We start from the raw sequence: 19,779 nt of genomic DNA, 5'->3' as shown, positions 1-19,779 counted from the left end.
GGTGGCCGTGACGACGTTGACGCCCGTGGGCAGGAGGCTGGTGGTGACGGTGGCCTCGCCCGCTGCGGTGGTGACACCGACTCCCAGAGAGCCGCTGATGGTGCTGAACAGTACGGTGGCGCCTGGGACGGGAGCACCGCCGCAGGTGACGGTGGCGGTGAGGGTCACCGGCTGGCCCGCGATCGGGTCGGCCGGCGTGGCCGACAGGGTCACCACACACTCCGTCGGGGCTGTGACGGTGACGGTTGCCGTGGCGGCGACACCGATGCAGGTGCAGGTGGTGGTGGCGGCGATGACGGTGGCCGTGACGACGTTGACGCCCGTGGGCAGGAGGCTGGTGGTGACGGTGGCCTCGCCCGCTGCGGTGGTGACACCGACTCCCAGAGAGCCGCCGGTGGTGGCGAACAGCACGGTCGCACCGGAGACGGGAACGCCGTCACAGGTGACGGTGGCGGTGAGGGTCACCGGCTGGCCCGCGATCGGGTCGGCCGGAGCGGCCGACAGGGTCACCACACACTCCGTCGGGGCCGTGACCGTCAGGCTCGCCGTGGCGACGCCGCTTGCGACACCGGCAGCAGCTACCAGGCCCGTTGTCGTCGCTGTGAAGGTGACGCTCGCATCGCCGAGGGCGTCGGCGGTTGCCGTCTGCGGGGCCACCGCATCGTAGGTAAAAGTGATCAGTTCTCCGGGTACGGCACCGGTGACGGCAGCTGTGAACGTCTGGCCCACCGCGACGGTTGCCGGGGTGAGAGTGAGAGCGAGTGCCATGTTGGACAGCCCCTTTCGAAGGCTCCGTGAAGGACGTGGGGAGCTGCTGCACTCAGGAGGACAGGGAGCCGTCCGAGCGCTCGCACCTGTCGGGGTGCCCTGAAGAACACGGCGAAGCGGCGTATCACGCCGACAGCCGTCCATGGTCCCCCGACAGGGGATGGGCACCCCACCGTCGTTAACACCGATTGAAGGGAACAGCGGGACGCCGCGCTATGGCCGACGACCGGGTTAACTCGGATGGCGTAGCGCATGGCGGTGGCGCGTGCCGCCCCCGGCCCCGACCCTTATGACGACGGCGCCCCGCCAGGCGACGGGAGAGCCGGTCACCGGAGGTGCCGCCGGGACTCAGGTGGCCAACTCCCCTCCTCGGCCGCGGTGATGAGCGACAGACCAGCCGTCCGCGGGACCGGCCGGGGCGGTCCGGCAGGATTCCGGTCCGGATCGCGTCTGTGCGCCGCAGGCGGTGGCTGCCGACCACGCGGCGGATCGAGCCGGCGCTGCGGAAGAGACCCGCCGGGGCCACGGGGCCAGTGCTCGCCCAGGTGTTGGGTGCCGCGGCCCCCGGTCCTCGTGCCGCGAGGTGCAGATCGCCGCCTTCACGCCCCCTTTTCGCACCGCCTCTGCCTCGCACAACGGCGAAGGTGAATGCGTGCAGGACGACGACACGGGATCCCTCTGTGAGCAGAATCGTTCATACAACCTTTGTAGGTGACATGTCGTGATAAGCCCTGCCCCCGATGCATCTTCACATGTACTTTCTGAGCGACAGGAGGGGTAACGATGACCGACCTACCGGCCTCAGTGGACGTGCTACTCCGCGCGCCCCGTACCGTCTTGCCGCCACCAGCGGTGCGGGGGCGGCTCCGAAAAGCCCACGGCCTCACTCAGGCACAACTAGCCGAAGCACTTGAGGTGAAGCGACTCGCGGTGACCCGGTGGGAATCGGGTGATGCAGAGCCTCGGGGCCAGCGTCGCGAGGCGTACGCTCGGCTCCTTGCGGAACTGTCCGCTCTGTACCCTGCAGCCCTCGCAGCCTCTGCCGATAAGAGTGTCGAGATGCCGCCGTAAACGCGTGGAGCGGTCTCCGTCGCCACAACGGGGACCGCTCCCTAGCGATCGACTCGCAGAACCTTCCACGAACCCGAGTCGTGAACAGCGAAGTGACCTCGACTGCGGTTATACCCGTGAACGTTGGGTTCGCGTGGTCACCTACCCCAGGATAGGGAACCTCGTCAGGATAGCCAGCACAAGACATATTTTTCATGCATGTCTGGCTACATCTCTGCTCTCGACTCCCTCAACAGGGAAGATCCGCCCGATGCATCACCAGACGCGCCTCCGCCGTCGACCTGCAGGTGTCACCACCTTCTCGGCCTCGAACACCCCGGTCTGGCCCACCGGCGCCCACGCCCGGCTCAGCGGGACCCCCTCGAAGATTCCTGTCTGCTTTACAAGAGCACGGCCCCCGGCCGGAAACCTTTTGTCTCTGCAGACAGGTCTTCTGGGGCGGAAACGACACACCACTACACGCCCTAGCATGCCGTCGACAGCACAGCTCCGGGTTCGTTGGGCTCTGTGGGTGGTGGTGGCCAGTGAATGATGACTTCGGGAGCAGTTATCTGGAGCGCTCCTGGGAGGCCCCGGAAGACGTGATCCTTCGGCGTGAGTTGGTGCGCACGCCGGGCCTGCAGCCGGAGGATCTCGGCGTGCTGGCGGAGTTGCTGCTCCGGGATCCTCAGCTTCCATCGACCATGGAGGCGATCCGCAAGGACCTCCAAGCCCGGGGCTGGAAGATGGGTAAGGACCGGTACAACGCGATCGCGGGCCGACTGACCAAGGCCGGCCACCTCGCCCGGATCTCCGTGTACGACGAGGTCGCCCAGCGCCCGACCTGGATCACTCGGGTCTACCGAAACCCGGCCAACAACCAGCAGTACATCGATCTCGGCCTCACCGTATCCCTGCAGGTCAGCACCGAAATGCGGGAAACCGGCGATTCGGGGCCGGGGGCGGAATCCGAACCGCGGGAAACCCGCGTTCCGCCTGCTCGGAGGCGGATCGCGGGTTTCCCGCCATCCGCCTCCGGATTGCGGGAAACCCGCGATCTGGAAACCCGCGTTTCGCCTGCTCAGAGACGGATTGCGGGAAACCCGCGATTCGGCGTCCACCCCCCACACCCCCCGGGGGAGGAGGATTCCTCCCCCCCATCCCCCCGCACCCCGGGGCCCCTGCCATCGCAGGGGAAGGCAGCGCAGGAGTTCTCCCTTGAGGAGATCCGGTCCGCTGAGGACTTCCTGCAGCAGATGCAGCAGTGGCAGGCAGGGCTGGCGACTGCGCGCAAGAGCGCTCCGAAACTGCTGTCGGCGATGCGAGCGCAGGGCTGGCCGGCGCTGACGGCCATGGACGACTGCCAGCGCCGGATGCTGGAGGACGAGATCTTCAAGAACACCACCGGTGCGGCTTCGTGGGTGAAGTGTCTGCCCTTGTGGGTGGCGGACCTGCGCCGCTACCGCGCTCCGGCCCCAGCACCCGCTAGACAGCCGGGCCCGGCGCCGCAGGACCTCGCCGGGCTGCGGGCGGTCTGCCCGGCATGCGATCAGTACGGCTGGGCCGTGGACGGCGACGACGACGGCCCGATGCGCCGTTGCACCCATCCGGGCATCACGGTCGGCACCATCAAGGAGCTGCGGTGAGCGCTTTCGACCTGGACGTTCCCGCGCGGCAGCCGGACGGATCCACGGCCGCGAGCACCGAGGCCGAAACGGCTGTCCTGGGCGCCTGCCTGACGGCTACGCCGGCCTACGACCCGGTGGCGGCCGCCGTATCCGTCCTGAGTGACGCCGGTGACTGGTACCACCCTCACCACGAGACGATCTGGCGGGCGATCCTGGCCCTGCACGGCCACAGCAAGCCCACCGGTGTGCCGATGGTCGAGGCCGAGTTGCGCCGGAGCGGTGACCTGGAACGCATCGGTGGAGCCGTTCGGCTGTCGGAGATCGCCACCCAGGCGTGCACGTCTGTCGAGGCAGCACACTACGCTGAACTCGTCCACGGCTACGCCCGCCTGCGCCGCTATCAGCAGGCCTTGTTGCGCGCAATGCAGACGGCCCGTCAGGCCGACCCTGCCGCCGTAACCGACGCGATCACCGCGCACCAGGCCGAGCTGGAGCACCTCGCCGCCGACCAGAGCGTCGACAAGGGGCTTTTCGAACGGTTCGGCGACTGCCTGCAACAGCACCTGGACAGCCTGGAGACCGCGATCGAGGCGGCGGCCGTCACCGGACTCACCGAACTCGACCAGGCCCTGAAGATGCAGCCGGGGAACATCGTCGTGGTGGCCGGGCGGCCGGCCATGGGCAAATCGGCGATGACACTGGGCATCGCGCTGGCCAACTCCTATTCCGGTAGGACCACCCTCGTGCACAGCCTGGAGATGGGCCGCAACGAGGTCACCAACCGGGTGCTCGCCAACCGGGCCCGCGTCAACCTGCACCGCCTCATGACGGGCGGGCCGGCCGTTACCGACGACGACTGGACGCGCATCGCCCTGCGCCTCCCCGACCTGTCGGCACTGCCGCTGTGGATGGACTACACCCCCCGCGTCACCCCAGGCCTCATCCGCACCCGCATCAAGGCCCTGTCCCGGCAGACGGGTCAAGCACCCCTGGTCATCGTGGACTACGTCCAGCTCATGTACACCGACCAGCGCACCACCCGGCAGAGCCCCTATGAACGTGTCAGCGAGGTGAGCCGCGAATTGAAGATCATCGCCGAGGAGACCGGTGCCGTCATCATCTGCTGCGCCCATCTCAACCGCGGCTCGGAACACCGGGACGGCAAGAAGCCGCAGGTGTTCGACCTGCGTGACTCAGGGCAGCTTGAGCAGGACGCGAGCGGCATCGTCCTGCTGCACCGCGAGGACGCGTACGAGCCCGACAGTCCCCGCGCAGGGGAGAGCGATCTGATCCTCGCCAAGAACCGCAATGGCCCCACCTGTTCGATCACCGTCGCACACCAGTTCCACTACTCCCGCCTGCGGGACATGACCCGCAGCACCGAATTACTCGCTTAGGGTGCGGGCGGAGCGGGGGTGGACGTCGGCAGCCGTCTCCGGCCGGTCTACAGGGCGAAGTCGCTGCGGCGGGTCCAGCTGACGGGGTTGCGCCAGAGATCGGCCTTGGCGGCGGGCCAGTCCATCTGCCATCCGGGCCGGAGCCCGCGTGCGCCCCAGCCGTCCGGCTGGGTGTCCGGTATCTCAAGTCCGGCCGCGTGCGCGGCGAGCGCGGCCTCGTAGACCTCCTGTGCGCGACGCAGGGCCGCGGCCGGGGAGTCGGCGACCCCGGTGAAGACGTGTAAGCCGCGCCGGGCCGGGTCGGTGGTGTCGTGTATGGGGACGTCGACCACATGGATGCGCGGGTGCATGACGTCCAGCTCCTCTCGATCTTTGGTGGTGCGGACTGCCGCGACCACCCCGGCCTTCGCCAACGGGGGAGACCGGGGTGAACGCGGCGTCCTTCACGCCAGTGGGGCCGGGGCGGAGCTCCGGGTGAAATGGGATCTGGCGCTGGGGATCACCAGCGAACTGTGTGGAGGGTGCCGGCGGCGCGCAGCGGTGCCGTCGTCTGCGCAGCCCGGCAGATGCGGTCGTGGCGGCGATCGGTGGGCGCGTCCCTGCCGCACATACGGGGCCGTCCGCCTGATGGGCGTCTTCACCGCCGCGGCGCGCCGGCAGCGTGAGGGTCGCAGGTGAACACCGGGGCGCTCAGGCTCGACTGATCGCTGTCGGAGGTGAGCGCGCCTGCCTCGGGTGGGCGTCGTGAGCGTCACCGCTGCCCTGGGCGGTCGGTCCCTTGCTTTCAGGCTCTCTTCATGCGCGGCGCCTGCCTGGCAGTCCCGGTTGTGTTCGGCCCGGCCGGGGAGTTGCTCCGATCCGCCTTCGAGGGTGGGAGCCGGCGAATCCACTGCGTCTTCGGTAGGCGGTGGTGTGTCAGGCTGCTCGTGTGCTGTCGGCGAGGCGATGGTGCCGGGAGCGGGCACGTGCTCCGATGTGGCGGGGAGGTCGCGCGTCGAGCCAGAAGGGCCCGCGTCAGCCGGTGCTGGCCGGTACCGGCTGACGGATCCAATGCCCTCTCCCAGGGGGTACCCATCGCGGCAGCCCACGCCCACCACAGCGGCCGGCAGTGGCCGACGCGCGCAGCCGCTCCCCCCGGAGAGGTTGGGCGGCCCACCGGTTGGATACACTCCGTTATCCGCTGAACTGGCATATGACCGCAACAGTGGACAAACGACTATCACCCGGATGGCGTAGCTCGGCTCGTTGGGCTGTTTATCGGGATGCCCATGGGGCTGCAGGGGCGACGCAGACGGGTGTGGCAGGAGCACCCGGGGTGTGAAGCCGGCGCTCGTGAGGTCGTGCCGCACCCTGAAGCGCCACACCGACGGGGTGGTGCGGCGGCCGGCGCGTCGTTGCCCCTCACTCTGACGTCGTGGACATCCTGTTCCGCCGGAGCGTCCGTCGTCCTGTCACCAGGGGCTGTGCCCATGAAGGACACCCGGCCACGTGGTGGGCCGACCGCTACCGCGCCCGCCACGTCAGGGGAAGGTCCGCCCGGCTTGACGTTGCGACACACGCACTCTGCGCTGTATCGCCACCCGCAGCCGCGCCGCGCAAGCGCGAGCGCGACGCTCGCGGTGGCCGCAACCGACGGCGGGTGACGGCGGTACGGGCGACTCCACCGGAGGGGGATCGCCGCTGGGCTCGGGGCTCGGGCGGCATCACACAACGTCCGTCGGCTCGGGCGGCAGCCCAGGGCCGACCTCGGCTGCGCGGCCCCCGACAGTGAATACGGAGCGTGACCGCATGTGCGTCGCGAACGGGGCACGAAGGTGCTGCACGTGTTTCCACAGGTGCACCTGCGGCGTGGGAGGCTTGCCAGTGCGTCCATTCGGGTGATGTGGGGGGAGCACCCCTAGAGATGCCGTCCGACGTGGGTGCTTACTAATTGCGAACCGGCGGGTCGCCCATCCCATCTCCGGGAGCTCGGTTGCGACCCGTTCCGTTCGTTATTCCCGGCAGGTGAACTGCTGGACGATCAGGGCGAGTTCCAGTTCCCACAGCAGCTTCTGGACAGGGCGGGGTGCCACTCCCGTCGGTCGCCCTTGCAATCAGGCGCGTTCATCACCCTCCAGGGAGTTCATCATGAACCGTTCCCGCCTTGCCGCCGCAACTGTCACTGCTGCCATGGCGTTGGCTGCCGCGGTGGGCATCGCCCCCCTTGCCGCTGCGGCTCCCGCCGCCGCGGCCGCCTCGGCCTGTGTCAACGACCTCGAGGCCGCCCAGGCGACCAACGACGCGGCTATCGCTGCCGACCAGGTCAACGACACGGCGACCGCCCGCACCTACAACCTGGCCACCGCCACCTCGCTCGTCGCGGCAATGGGCGACTGCGCCGGGCAGCCGCCCGTGGTGGGAGCCAACGTTCTCACCGCCTCCGCGAGCAACGCGGTCGCCCTCGTGTACAACCTGCTGGGCGCCTCGGGTGCGGCTCTGGCCTCCGAGCAGGCGACCGCGTCCGCGCTCACCCAGGCGCTGGCTGTCGCGACCTGACGGATCGCAGGCCGGTACCACTGAGCAGGGCCGCCTGCCTCTCCACTCCGGCGGCGGCGGGACCCCGCCGTCGCCGGACCGCAAGGCGTCCCTTCCAGCCGGCCACCCGCCGTCCCCGTCTCCCCGGGCGGGGGTGGCCGGCGCGGGCGACGCGGCGAGCGCGCCCCTCGTACCAGGTACCGAGAGGCGGAGGCAACCGCGGTCGGTCCGCGGACAGAGCGCGGGGAATTCGGTTCCGGGGTCGACGCTTGGCTCCTTTCCTCACACGACGAGGTCACCATGCTGATTTCCCATTTCTACAGGTCCCTGTCCAGGACCTGTTTCCTGGTCTCCCGGTGCCTGATTCCCGGACGTGCCTTCTTCCGTCCGCGCGATGAAAAAGTAGAAGCCGCTACGTGCGGCGGAATGTACGGCCGCGAAGCTCATAGCCGACGACAGTAGAGGCCGGGCAGGAGTGCGTTCACCCCGGGCCGCCACCTCGACACAGGAGCCGGATATGCCTGAAATGATAAGCGTGATGCTTACCGGAGGGCCGGACTGGGCTCCCGAGGTCTGGGAAGTTCAGTCAGTGGAAGACGAGCCGAAGGTCAAAATCCTGTGCGGGAATGCCTACGAGCATTTCGAGTTCTCAGGATTCTGCGCCGGACGTGAAGATGAGCAGCGGCCGGTGTACCGCTGGTGCTGCCGCACCTATGTGGCCGAATAGGCCGGCTGGCCGGCGAGGCGGGCCAACAGTCCGAGCCCCGGCACGGTGACTCATCATAGCCGCCCTTGACTGATCCTGAAGGGGAATCCCGATGAAGAATCCATTGTCACCTGCGGGTGGCTCATGACCAGGCGGAACGGGCGACGCGGGCGGGACGCCGTAGTCACCGGAATCGGACTTTGCCTTCCAGGCATCCAGTCCCCGGTCCTCACCGCCGACGACCTCTGGGAGGTGGCCAGCACCGGAACGTCGTGCCTGGTCAAAAAAGGCGTCTACTACGGCAGCGTGAACCTGCCGAAAGAAACGTTTGAGGAACGAGTGGTCGGCGTTCCCGACTTCTTCTCCCGCCATTACACGAACGCCCATCGCTTCGGGCTGGTGTCGCTGGCACAGGCGTGTGCGGACGCAGGACTTGATGTGCACCGCGATCTCGAAACGGCCGCCGTCCTGGTCGGCCGCGGGGGTGTGGATGCGAACATCGACAGCTACCTCGCCGTCCTACGGGCCGACCCCGCGAGCCTCCCCGTTGCCGAGGCGATGGAGATGTTCGTCGCGGCGGAGCAGTCGGTCACCCCCTCGGACGTGGCCCTGGTCCAGGGCGCGCTCACGCGGTCCAGGGGCGCCAACTTCACTGTGTCGTGCGGCTGCGCGTCCTCCGCCCTTCAGATCGGCAACGCCCGGCGCATGATCGCCTCGGGTGAGACCGAGATCGCCGTGGTGACCGGGGTGGACGTCTTCAGCGTTCCCCTCATCCACAACATCCAGCGCCTGCTGAGCGGAGCCCAGCAGGCGTACGACGCCATGCGGTCCCAGGACATGCCCTCCCTCCTGCCGTCATTCGAATCCCTGATGCGTCCGTACGACCGGCGCGCCGACTGCATCAACCATGGCGAAGGGTCCGCGACCATCGTCCTTGAGAGCCGTGACCACGCCTTCGCACGGGACGCCCGCCTCTACGGCCAGGTCCTTGCCCAGGCAACCACCCGGGACGGGCTGGCCAATCCGCTGGCCTGCGACGACACCGGAAGGGCGCTGGTGTCCGCGGTGCGGCAGTGCCTCGGCGACACCTGGGAGATCGACCAGGTGCCCTATGTCCACGGCGGCAGCGACGGCAACGCGGTGGTCACGACGTTCGAGGCCAACGCCATCAGGGAGCTGTACGGTCCCGCGTCACGTGATCTGCTCATGTCCTCCCAGGAAGGCTGCTTCGGCCACAACGGTGCACCCGCGGGCTGCCTCGGGGTGGCCCTGACCCTGCTGATGATGAACCACGGCCAGGTGTGTCCCACCGCCAACTGCGAGGAACCCGCGGACAACCTCACGTTCGACCCGGTGCCGGGGACGGCTCCCCGTTCCCTCGACTTCGACTATGCCCTGAGCTTCAACTACCAGGTCGGCGGAGTGAAGAGCGCCATCCTGCTGGGCAGTCCCGAGGTCTGAGGGCTCCCCGGCCAGACCCACTGAGCTGCTCCCGGGCCGCCGTCACCGATTTCGCAGCCGGCGGCGGCCCTGCGGGAGCACCAGGTCCTGTCAGTTCCCCGCGGTTCCGCGCAGACGCGGCCCGCAGGGACGTCTCCGCCTGAGGGCTCGCCTTTCCCCCCGCGCCCAGCCGTGTGGCACACCTCCTTCTCCTCGAACCCCCAAGCCCCTCGAACCACACGCATCCGCTTTCTCACAAGGAGACTCCCGTGGTGGCCATGGACAAGCAACCCTCTCGCCCCGCGCACGGGCCCATCGCCGTCGTCGGCATGGGCTGTCGGCTTCCCGGAGACATCGACTCACCGGCCGCCTTGTGGAATCTGCTGATGGAGGGCCGTGAGGCGGTGGGCGCCCCTCCGCCCGGCCGCGACGCGCCCGCACCGGCAGCCGGGGTGTCAGCCGAGGCTCAGGCCCTGCACCGGCGGGGCGGGTACCTGACCGACGTCTCGCGGTTCGACGCGGACTTCTTCGGCGTCTCCGGGAGAGAAGCCGACGTCCTCGACCCCCAGCACCGGCTCCTGCTGGAGGTCGTCTGGGAGGCCCTGGAACACGCCGGTCTGCCTCCCGACCGGCTCGTCGGCTCCCGCACGGGTGTTTACACCGGTCTGAGCTACAACGACTACATGGACCAGCTCGTCGGTTCGCCCCAGGAGCTGGAAGGTTCCATCCTGACGAACGGCCACTGCGTGGCCGCAGGGCGCATCTCCTACCTCCTGGGCCTGCACGGCCCCAGCATCGCCCTGGACACCGCCTGCTCGTCCTCGCTGGTCGCCTTCCACCTCGCCTGCCAGGCACTGCTCCGCGAGGAGTGCGACCTGGCGCTGGCTGCCGGCGTCAACCTCATGCTCACCCCGCGCACCACCCAGTCCTTCGCCAGGATGGGCATGCTGTCCCCGACCGGACGCTGCCACACCTTCGACGCTGCCGCGGACGGATTCGTCCGCGGCGAGGGCTGTGGTGCGGTCGTCCTCAAACGCCTGGCAGACGCCCGCAAGGACGGCGACCGCATTCTCGCCGTCGTCCGCGGGTCCGCCGTGAACCAGGACGGCCGCTCCGACGGCCTTGCCGCCCCCTCGCCCACTGCCCAGCAGGCCCTCTACCGCACGGCACTCGCCCAGGCCGGCGTCGACCCGGCGCAGATCTCAATGATCGAAGCCCACGGTACGGGCACCCCGGTGGGCGACCCGGTCGAGTTCACCAGCCTGGCAGCCGTGTACGGCAACGGACTCTCCCCGTGCGCCCTTGGCTCGGTCAAGACGAACCTCGGCCACCTGGAGCCCGCCGCCGGCATCACCGGACTGATCAAGACCGTCCTGTGCCTGCAGCAGGGGGTCATCCCTCCCAACCTGCACTTCACCGGCTGGCACCCGGCCATCACCGCGGACGCCACCCGCTTCTTCGTCCCGGTCGAACCCACCCAGTGGCCCGGGCGGCAGCCGGTCAGGCTGGCTGCGGTCTCCTCATTCGGCTTCTCGGGCACCAACGCCCACGTGATCCTGCAGCAGCCACCGCGGCCCAGCCGCCGCGCCGTGCCTGCCCCGCGCCGGCCGGAGAACGCGCCACCCGAGGTGATCCTGGTCGCGGCCGGATCCCACCGCGCCCTGCCAGCCGCAGCCGGTCGCCTGGCCGACTGGTTGGAAGGAGCCGGTGCGCGCGTCCCGCTGCGGGACGTGGCCCACACCCTGGCCCTGCGCCGCAGCCCCGGACGTGGGCGGCTCGCGGTCGTGGCCCGTACCCGCGCCGAAACCCTGGAGGCACTCCGGCTGTTCGTCGCGGGCCTGCCCCATCCGGCCCTCGTCTCGGGCACGGCCGATGTCACCGCTCCTCACCAGCCGGTATGGGTCTTCTCCGGACAGGGCTCCCAGTGGTCCGGAATGGGCCGCCAACTCCTCGCGTGCAACGAGCCCTTCGCGAAGGCTCTGACTGAGGTCGACGCCCTCATCCGGCAGGAGGCCGGGTTCTCCGTCTTGGAGCTGATCCGCGCGGATGAACCCGTATCCGTAGGCCCGCGGATCCAGCCAGTGCTCTTCGCCATGCAAATCGCGCTAGCCGCGGCCTGGCAGGCGCATGGCGTCCGGCCCGCTGCCGTCATCGGGCACTCCATGGGCGAGGCGGCAGCAGCCGTCGTGGCCGGAGCGCTCACACTCAGCGACGGGGTCCGCGTCATCTGCCGCCGCTCGGCACTGCTGGAGCGGATCACCGGGTCGGGCGCGATGGCCAGCGTCGCCCTGGACCAGGCCACCGTGGAGGCCGACCTCGCCGACGCCGGGGCCGACGCCGTCTGCGTGGCGGTCCTGGCCGCGCCCCGCACCACGGTCGTCTCCGGCGACGCCGACCAGATCGCCCGCCTGATCACGCGATGGGGCAAGCGCGGGGTCCTCGCCCTGCCGATCGCGGTCGACGTCGCCTCCCACAGCCCCCACGTCGACCCTCTCCTGCCCGATCTGCACGAAGCCCTGCTCGATCTGAGCCCCCGTGCGCCCCGCATCCCCTTCTACTCCACCGTGACCGAGGACCCGCGGCACAGCCCTCTCCTGGACGCCGCCTACTGGTGCAACAACCTGCGCCAGCCCGTCCGCTTCCATGCCGCCGTCGCCGCCGCCGCCCAGGACCGCCACCAGATCTACATCGAGATCTCGCCCCATCCCGTGATCACCCAGTCCCTCACGGAGAGCCTGGCCGACCTGACCCCGGAGGCGCTGGTCCTGCCCTCACTGCGCCGCGGACAGGACGAAACCGCCACCTTGCGGACCCAGCTCGCCGCCGTCCACTGCGATGGCGGCACCGTCGACTGGAACCACCTGTACGGCGACGGCTGCCTGACGGACGCCCCCACCATCACCTTCGACCGCACCCGCCACTGGACCTCCGGCGAGCCACAGCCGGCCGACGCGGGAGCCCTGCCCGGCCGGCACACGGAGATCCCCGGCGAGCCGACCCGCCACACCTGGAGCGCCGGCACCCCCACCCGCCATCTGCCCTGGCTCAACGACCACCGCGTCCACGGCACTGCCGTCCTGCCCGGTGCGGCATTCTGCGCCCTGGTGCACACCGCGGCCCGAACCGCGCTCAACGGCGACACCGCCGGCATCGAGATCACCGACATCGCCTTCCACGACCTGCTGCGCCTCACCGACGACACGGAGATCAGCACGACGCTCACCCTTGCCGCCCCCCAGCAGGCCACCGGCGAGATCCACTCCCGCGAGCCCGGCGGGTCCTGGCAGCTGCACGCCTCGGCGATCGCCCGCGGTGTGCCCACACCCCAGCCCCCCCGCGCGGCCTCGATCCCGGCGCTCGACCGCAAGCACCCCGTCACACTGGATCCGGCCGCCCTCTACGCCGGGTTGCGTGCCTGCGGCCTCGAACACGGACCGGCCTTCACCGGCATCACCAGGCTTCACACGAACGACCAGAAGAACAGTCTCTGGGCTCGCATCGAACTTCCACCCACCGCCCGTACTCCCGAGCACGCCCTGAGCTTCCATCCCGTCCTGCTCGACCTGTGTCTCCAACTGCTGGTCGCCGGAGCCGGCAACGACAGCGCACCCGCGCCCATCCTGCCCGTCCAGGTCGGCGCTCTGCGGATCCTGGGCGACCTCTCACAGGCTGTCCACGCGCACGCCTGGGTCACAGAGAACACCGCGACGACCCTGGCCGGACACGTCCGTGTCCTGGACACCGGCGGCCGACCGGTCCTGGCCCTCGACGGCGCGCGCTTCGCCCGCCGCGCACCCGCACACGACACGGCTGTCGACCAGTGGTTCATGGAACTCGGGTGGCAACCCGCGCCCCGCTCCCACGCCCGGCAGACACCGCCCGGGAACTGGCTCATCGTGGGTGAGGGCGACGGCGAGGCCGAACGCCTGGCGGCACTCCTGCGGGACGCCGGTGCCCACGCGGAGGTTCGGGAGACACCCCTGAGCCGGGAGGGGCTCGCCGCACTGGCCGACGTCTTCCGCAACCACCTGGCCGCCGGAACGGGACCCTGGCGCGCCGTCGTCGTGTTGTGCGGCACGCCGTCCGCCGACGACAGCGACCCCACTCACGGCGCACAGCAACGTGCCAGGCGACTGCTCGCCTTCGCCCAGGCCGCCGAAGACCACAACGGAACCTGGCGCCTGTACACCGCCACCCGGCACGCCCGTGCGGTCACCGCGGACGAAGCCGGTCACCCCGCCCACAGCACCGTACGCGGCGTCGCACGTGTCCTTGCGATCGAGCACCCGCGCCTACGGCCCACCCTGGTCGACACCGATCCCGGAGCGCACGGGCTGCGCGCGCTGGCCGATGAACTCCTCGCCGACGCCCCCGAAGACGAAGTCGCACTGCGGGACGGCACCCGATATGTGGCACGCATCGACCGGGCCCCCGTCACCCACGCCGAACGCACCACCCGTACCACCCGGGTCGTCCGCTACGGCGAGGACGGGTTCCGCCTGCGCGTCGGACGCCTCGGCGATCTCGACAGCCTCGAACTGGTGGCAACCGGCCGCCGCCACCCCGGCGAGGGAGAGGTCGAGGTGCGCGTCCAGGCCACCGGGCTCAACTTCCGCGACGTCCTCACCACCCTCGGCATGCTCGGTTCAGAGCCTGCCACCCCTTACCGCATCGGCTTCGAGTGCGCGGGGGAGGTGACCGCCGTGGGAGCGGGCGTGGACCACGTCCGCACCGGAGACACCGTCCTTGCCGTCCAGCTCCAAGGCGGCGCCTTCGGCTCCTTCATCACCGTTCCCGCCACCGCCGTCGTCCCCGTCCCGCCCGCCCTCACCCCCGAGACGGCGGCAGGACTGCCCACGGCATTCCTCACCGCCTGGTACGCACTGCACCACGTCGCTCGGCTGGCCCCCGGTGAACGCGTCCTCGTGCACTCGGCCAGCGGCGGCACCGGCCTGGCCGCCATCGCCGTCGCCCGCCTGCTGGGCGCGGACGTCCTGGCCACAGCCGGCACCGAGGAGAAACGACGCTACCTGCGCGGCACCGGAATCCGCTGCGTCATGGACTCCCGCACCCTCGACTTCACCGAGCAGACCCGCCAGGCGACCGGCGGCGAGGGAGTCGACGTCGTCCTGAACTCCCTCGCCGGCCCCGCCGTCCGCGCCGGGCTCGAAGCCCTGCGCCCGTTCGGCCGCTTCGTCGAACTCGGCGTACGCGACATCATGGCCGACGCCGCCCTCAAACTCGCCCCGCTGCGCCACAACATCACCTTTGCCACGGTCGACCTCATCGGGCTCCAGCAGCAGCGACCGGAGTTGTTCGGCACGCTTCTGCAGGAGGTCGCGGAACACATCACCGCAGGGCGCCTCAAGCCGCTGCTGTGCACCCCCTATCCGCTGGATCTGGCCGCGGATGCCTTCCGCACGATGGCTGGCGCCCGGCACATCGGCAAAATGGTGCTGACCGTCCCCGACCGGGGAGAGGCCACCGCCGTCCTGCCGGACGGGCCTCCCGTCGTACGCCCCGACAGCGCGTACATCGTCACCGGCGGACTCGGCGGTCTCGGGCTGGCCACCGCACGCTGGCTCGCGGAGCAGGGAGCGGGCCGGATCGTCCTCAACGGCCGCCGGCCGCCTTCGCTGGAAACCGCGCGCGCCGTCAAAGACCTGCCCGGTACCACGATCGTACTCGGCGACATCTCCCGGCCCGACACCGCCGAACGACTCGTCAAGGCCGCCACCGAAGGCGGTATGCCGCTGCGCGGGGTCGTGCACTGCGCCATGGTCCTCAGCGACGCCGCCCTGAGCACCATCAGCGACTACCAGCTCAAGCGGGTGTGGGCCCCCAAGGTCACCGGGGCCTGGAACCTCCACCAGGCCACGGCCGCACAGTCCCTGGACTTCTTCGTCCTGTACTCGTCCATGAGCTCCCTGCTCGGCAACGCCGGACAGGGCACGTACGCGGCCGCCAACGCCTGGCTCGACGCCTTCGCCACCTGGCGCACCCGGGGCGGCCTGCCCACGCTGGCGGTCAACTGGGGTCCTTGGGGCGAGACGGGGCAGGCCACCGATTTCGCCGATCGCGGCTACGAGACCATTCCCACCCGCGAGGGGATCAAGGCCCTGCACACCCTGCTCGCCCATAGGCGGGTCCAGACCGCCGTGATCCCGGGCCCGCCGCAGACCTGGATCCCCCGGACGAGCTCCGCCTCCAGCCTCTTCGCCCTCCTCGCCCCGGACGACCTCCCGGCTCTGGACGAGCCCGAGTCCGGCGGCCCCAGCATCCGCTCCCGCTTCGAGGCCCTGCCCGCCGGCATCGCACGCCAGACCGCCCTGGAGACCTACCTCGGCGACCACATCCGGGCCATCCTGCGCACCGGCAGCGCCACGCTGGACCCGCAGACTCCTCTCAAGGCCCTCGGCTTCGACTCGTTGCTGGCCACCGAACTTCGCGTCCGCCTCGAAACCGAACTCCCCGTCCGCCTCGCCGGGAACTTCATCTGGCAGCATCCCACCGTGGCCTCCCTCGCCACGGCCCTCGCCGCCCTCATGGGTCTTGCGCCGGAGGCGGACCTGACCCGTTCCGACGCCTGACACGGCGCCGGCTCGGGCGACGTCGTCTCGACACGGCCGTGACCGGAGGGCAACGACCTTCCCGGGCCGGGACAACCGCCTTTGACCGTCGTCACCACGGTCGAAGGCGACCCCGATGCGCTCCGACGGAACACCCCTCCATTGGGGTGAGGATGGCGTCAGATCCTTGCGGCATATGTCGCGATGTTGAGTCAATGGAGTATCCAACCGGTGGGCAGCCCATCCCTCTCGGGGGGCGTGGCACTGATATGGCCTGCGGGTCTTTGCTGGTCAGGGAACCATCGGCGTACCAGAGTCGCGATGGGCCCCCTCGAGGGGTGTTGGATCGCCGGTCGGTGCCGCTTATGTGGCACCGACTGGTCGGTCGTCGGACTCTGCCACCGTCCCGCGCTACGGCCCGGTCTGTGACATCGGTGAGTCGCGCCGGACGAGCTCGATGCGTTGATGACATGCCGCTTCCGTCGAGCCGCCGCAATCACGACCTCTGCGCGCATCGCCTTGGCCGGCCGGGCGATCTGGCGGCCGCTCAGCAGACCACCACCGCTGACTCGCCGGTGCAAGCGCACCATCCGTCAGCTGCGCCTCCGTCTCCCAGCGGCGGTCTGGGCGTGACATTCTTGGACGGAAGCGACCTGCTCGCCGCGGTGCCCGTTGCCCCCGGCGGTCAAGCCGACCTCAGCCTCGACCGGGCCTTCCCCTCGTCCCAGACATGTTCCGCCTGCGGACACCGCGACGGACCCAAGCCCCTCGACGTGCGGGCCTGGACCTGCCCGAACCGCGACACCCGGAACGACCGGGACTGGAACGCCGGCCGGAACATCCTCTACGAAGGCCGCCGCACCCTCGCGGCCTGAACCGGCAGAACCACCCACCCCCGGACCGGGGGCCGGACACCGGCAACGGTGACGGCAAACGCCTGCGGAGCGCATGCAAGACCGGGCCGTAGCCCGGCAGCGCGCGCAACCCCCACCCCGGTGGGGAAGAACCAGGAACCCACCCGAAGCGGGCAGCCCCCACACGACAGGGCCACCCACAGGCGGAGAATCCCCGCGCTTCAGCGCGGGGAGGCGGAGGTCAAATTACGTCCACACCTGAGCACGGCAAGCGCATGCAGTGCCTGAAGAACGCACTTCATGACCACCCAGACGGGAAATTGGCACTTCCGCCCCCAGGCAGTCATGTAACACTGGCGGTCCCCCTCCACCCTGCGCATCTCGCCCATCTCGCGAATCCCACGGCGAAAGCAGCGGGATTCGCGCAGCATCCACGGCCCCGGCTGGTCACTGCCGACTGGGCGCCGCTTGCCCCAACAGATCCGCCAGGTAAGCCCGGTCCTCCTCCTGCGGCCCGTCGGCGCGGCTGTGCTGCTGACTGAGCTGGAGATAGCCCCGCAGGATCTCCGGGTCCATGCCATTGTGCTCGCAGTACGCGGCAATCAGCATGGATACGCAATCCATGGTGTCCGCCGCGTCCGTGGCCCGGTACAGCGTCATCCGTTTCCAGTCACACGCGACGTCCGAAGCAGCGTAGCGCATGACTTCTTGGCAGCGCCCGACTGCTTCAGACACCAGTTGGTTGACCGCTCGGCGCAGCGGCTCGGGCATCGGGGCATATTCCATGGCTGCACGTTATAGGGGCCACGCCGGAGCTGTGGTCCCTGATCACCCGTACGCACCAGCGCTGCGGCAGGCCGCCTCTCGGGAAGGGCGGATGGGGACAGGACAGCTCGAAGCGGTCCGCGCCGTGGTCGAGTTCGACGTCCTCGATCCACGGCCAGCACCTGCGGCGGGAACGGATGACGTGGCGCTCGGTCGCCTCCAGGTGCATCCGGGCGAGGGTGGCGTGGTACCGCTCGATCGATGTCGCAATGGAAAGGCTTACCCCTTGCCTCGGACCGGCCGCGAGGCAATGGAGATCGGCGGCAGTATCCAGCCACTCAGGCAGAAGAAGCGGGGGAGGCGTGCGGCGGCGAGATCGGAGTGCGCCCGGCGGCTCCGTCCGGCGTCGGTCGGTGCGCCCTCTTCGCCACGCCCACCGTGCTTCTCGATGCGCAGGTCGAATCGTTTGCTCCACCCGGGCCGCGGTCGCCACCATGTACCGGCTCACCACCGGCCACCGGGCCGCCATCACCGTCGCAACGGTACTCACACTCGTCGGCTCGGCGCTCGGGCTTGCCCAGCCGCAGAGCCGTCGCTTGCGGACGTCACGAGGAACTACTCACCAGCAGCCCCATCTACCGCGAACTGGCTGCCGGACAGATGCTTGGCCCGGCCAACGCCCAGACCTCCCCCGTGACGACCCTAGGCCCGCACCCACGCCACCCGCTGTGAACCGGACACGGACACGACGCCGAGAGCGCCTCGGGCAGTCCGGCCAGCCGTCACCCCTGGGCCAGGGCGACGGCGACGCCGAATCCGTTGCTCCCTGCCGCGAAGGCGTCCGGCACCGCCGAGGTCATCGCCGGACACCTCCACGAGGCACACATCGGTACCACTTCGCCCGCGCGTACGTCATCCCCGACGGCTGAAACCGGGGTTACTGACGCTGATGACTACCGGAACCATGACGCTCTCCTCTTCCTGATTCCCGAATCGACGGCAGCGCGGCTGTCGGCTCGTCGGAGTGGGCTCAGGAGGGGTCGTAGACATAGGGCAGGGCGTTGCTGTTCCCGGCTGGGGTGTGCGCCACGACGTTGACCGTGCCGGGTGCACCGGCCGGGCTGGTCGCGACGACCTGGGTGTCGGAGATCGCAGCGAAGGAGGCCGGGACGCCGCCGAAGGTCACCGCGTCGGTGTAGGTGAGGTTGCTGCCGGCCAGAACGATCGCGTCGCCCCCGAGGTCCGAGCCGTGAGTGGGGTTGAGGCTGGTCAGGGCGGGCGCGCCGAGGTACGTGTAGTAGGGGTTCCCGGTGGCTGCCGTGCTGGTTCCGCCTGGTGTGGTGACGGTGACGACGACCGTGCCGGACCCGGTCGGCGCGGTCACGGTCAGCTGGTTGTCGGAGATCACGGTGATGCCGGTGGCCGGAGTCCCCCCGAAGCTCACGGCGCTGGTGAGCGTCAGATTGCTGCCGAAGACGGTGACTGTGTTGCCCCCGGTTGCCGGGCCGAGGTGCGAGGACAGATCGCTGACGGTGGGCGCCGCGAGGTAGAAGTACGGCAGCGGATTGCTGGTGCCCCCGGCCGTGGTGACGGTGACATTGACCGAGGACGGTGGGCCGGCCGGGGCGGTGACGGTGACCTGTGTCGCGGTATTGGTGAGGATGGTGGCGGGGTTGCTTCCGAACTGGACGGAGGTGGCGCCGGTGAGGTCGGTTCCGTTGAGGGTCACCGTGTTGCCGCCCGACGTCGGGCCCGACGTGGGGCTGAGACTGCTGAGAACCGGAACGGGAGCAGCAAGGTAGGTGTAGCTCAAAGCGTTGCTCGTGCCGCCGGCGGTGGTCACGTTGACGTTGACGGTGCCGGTGTTCGCCGGCGCGATGACCGTGATCTGCGTGGCACTGTTGGTGAGGATGGTGGCGGGGTTGCTTCCGAAGTGCACGGAGGTGGCGCCGGTGAGGTCGGTTCCGTTGAGGGTCACCGTGTTGCCGCCGGACGTCGGGCCCGACGTGGGGCTGAGACTGCTGAGAACCGGAACGGGAGCAGCAAGGTAGGTGTAGCTCAAAGCGTTGCTCGTGCCGCCGGCCGTGG

General features: G+C 69.7%; 11 protein-coding genes and 1 pseudogene. 8 read left to right on the top strand and 4 right to left on the bottom strand.

Translation table 11 applies throughout. From position 1 onward, the window contains the following. Window positions 1-768, bottom strand: a pseudogene (locus tag ACFWFZ_RS31340) (Ig-like domain repeat protein); the annotation flags it as partial. A gap of 783 nt (window positions 769-1,551) precedes the next feature. On the opposite strand from ACFWFZ_RS31340, the gene ACFWFZ_RS31335 reads away from it, so the two are divergent. From ACFWFZ_RS31335 to ACFWFZ_RS31325, 3 genes are all read left to right on the top strand, one after another. Then, complete coding sequence (locus ACFWFZ_RS31335; RefSeq protein WP_387126838.1) at window positions 1,552-1,839, top strand: helix-turn-helix transcriptional regulator; 288 nt, start codon at window positions 1,552-1,554, stop codon at window positions 1,837-1,839. 524 nt (window positions 1,840-2,363) lie between these two features. Next, entirely contained in the window at window positions 2,364-3,464 is a 1,101-nt protein-coding gene (locus tag ACFWFZ_RS31330) for a hypothetical protein (protein WP_387126836.1), read from the top strand. Then, a complete protein-coding gene (locus ACFWFZ_RS31325; RefSeq protein ID WP_387126835.1) occupies window positions 3,461-4,843 on the top strand; it encodes a replicative DNA helicase in 1,383 nt (460 codons plus the stop codon). Before ACFWFZ_RS31330 ends, ACFWFZ_RS31325 begins: the two co-directional genes overlap by 4 nt. Before the next feature lie 47 nt (window positions 4,844-4,890). On the opposite strand, the gene ACFWFZ_RS31320 is transcribed toward ACFWFZ_RS31325, so the two are convergent. Further along, window positions 4,891-5,193 carry a hypothetical protein gene (locus tag ACFWFZ_RS31320; RefSeq protein WP_387126833.1) on the bottom strand — a complete coding sequence of 101 codons (303 nt, stop codon included), beginning with the start codon at window positions 5,191-5,193 and terminating at the stop codon, window positions 4,891-4,893. Between the two features lie 1,777 nt (window positions 5,194-6,970). Between ACFWFZ_RS31320 and ACFWFZ_RS31315 the strand changes: the two genes are divergently transcribed. The 5 genes from ACFWFZ_RS31315 (at window position 6,971) to ACFWFZ_RS31295 (ending at window position 16,947) form a co-directional block, all read left to right on the top strand. Next, window positions 6,971-7,378 (top strand): hypothetical protein, encoded by a 408-nt coding sequence (locus ACFWFZ_RS31315; RefSeq protein WP_327419641.1) that lies wholly within the window; start codon window positions 6,971-6,973, stop codon window positions 7,376-7,378. A 496-nt stretch (window positions 7,379-7,874) separates the two neighbouring features. Next, the gene (locus ACFWFZ_RS31310; protein ID WP_387126831.1) at window positions 7,875-8,084 is read left to right on the top strand and encodes a DUF5988 family protein; all 210 of its coding nucleotides are present in this window, start codon (window positions 7,875-7,877) and stop codon (window positions 8,082-8,084) included. A gap of 123 nt (window positions 8,085-8,207) precedes the next feature. Next, window positions 8,208-9,524, top strand: coding sequence for a beta-ketoacyl synthase N-terminal-like domain-containing protein (locus ACFWFZ_RS31305; RefSeq protein ID WP_387126829.1), 1,317 nt, complete (start codon window positions 8,208-8,210; stop codon window positions 9,522-9,524). Between the two features lie 257 nt (window positions 9,525-9,781). After that, window positions 9,782-16,093: an SDR family NAD(P)-dependent oxidoreductase gene (locus ACFWFZ_RS31300; protein WP_387126887.1), complete on the top strand. Its 6,312-nt coding sequence runs from the start codon at window positions 9,782-9,784 to the stop codon at window positions 16,091-16,093. A 608-nt stretch (window positions 16,094-16,701) separates the two neighbouring features. Then, window positions 16,702-16,947: a zinc ribbon domain-containing protein gene (locus tag ACFWFZ_RS31295; RefSeq protein WP_387126827.1), complete on the top strand. Its 246-nt coding sequence runs from the start codon at window positions 16,702-16,704 to the stop codon at window positions 16,945-16,947. Between the two features lie 426 nt (window positions 16,948-17,373). On the opposite strand, the gene ACFWFZ_RS31290 is transcribed toward ACFWFZ_RS31295, so the two are convergent. After that, window positions 17,374-17,712, bottom strand: a complete 339-nt coding sequence (locus ACFWFZ_RS31290) for a hypothetical protein (RefSeq protein WP_387126825.1) — start codon at window positions 17,710-17,712, stop codon at window positions 17,374-17,376. Between the two features lie 1,009 nt (window positions 17,713-18,721). After that, the coding region (locus ACFWFZ_RS31285) for an IPT/TIG domain-containing protein (RefSeq protein ID WP_387126823.1) at window positions 18,722-19,779 on the bottom strand (1,058 nt) is incomplete at its 5' end.

This window comes from Streptomyces sp. NPDC060232 (assembly GCF_042726555.1).
Taxonomy (GTDB): Bacteria; Actinomycetota; Actinomycetes; order Streptomycetales; family Streptomycetaceae; genus Streptomyces.
This window is presented reverse-complemented; position numbering and strand designations above follow the sequence as displayed.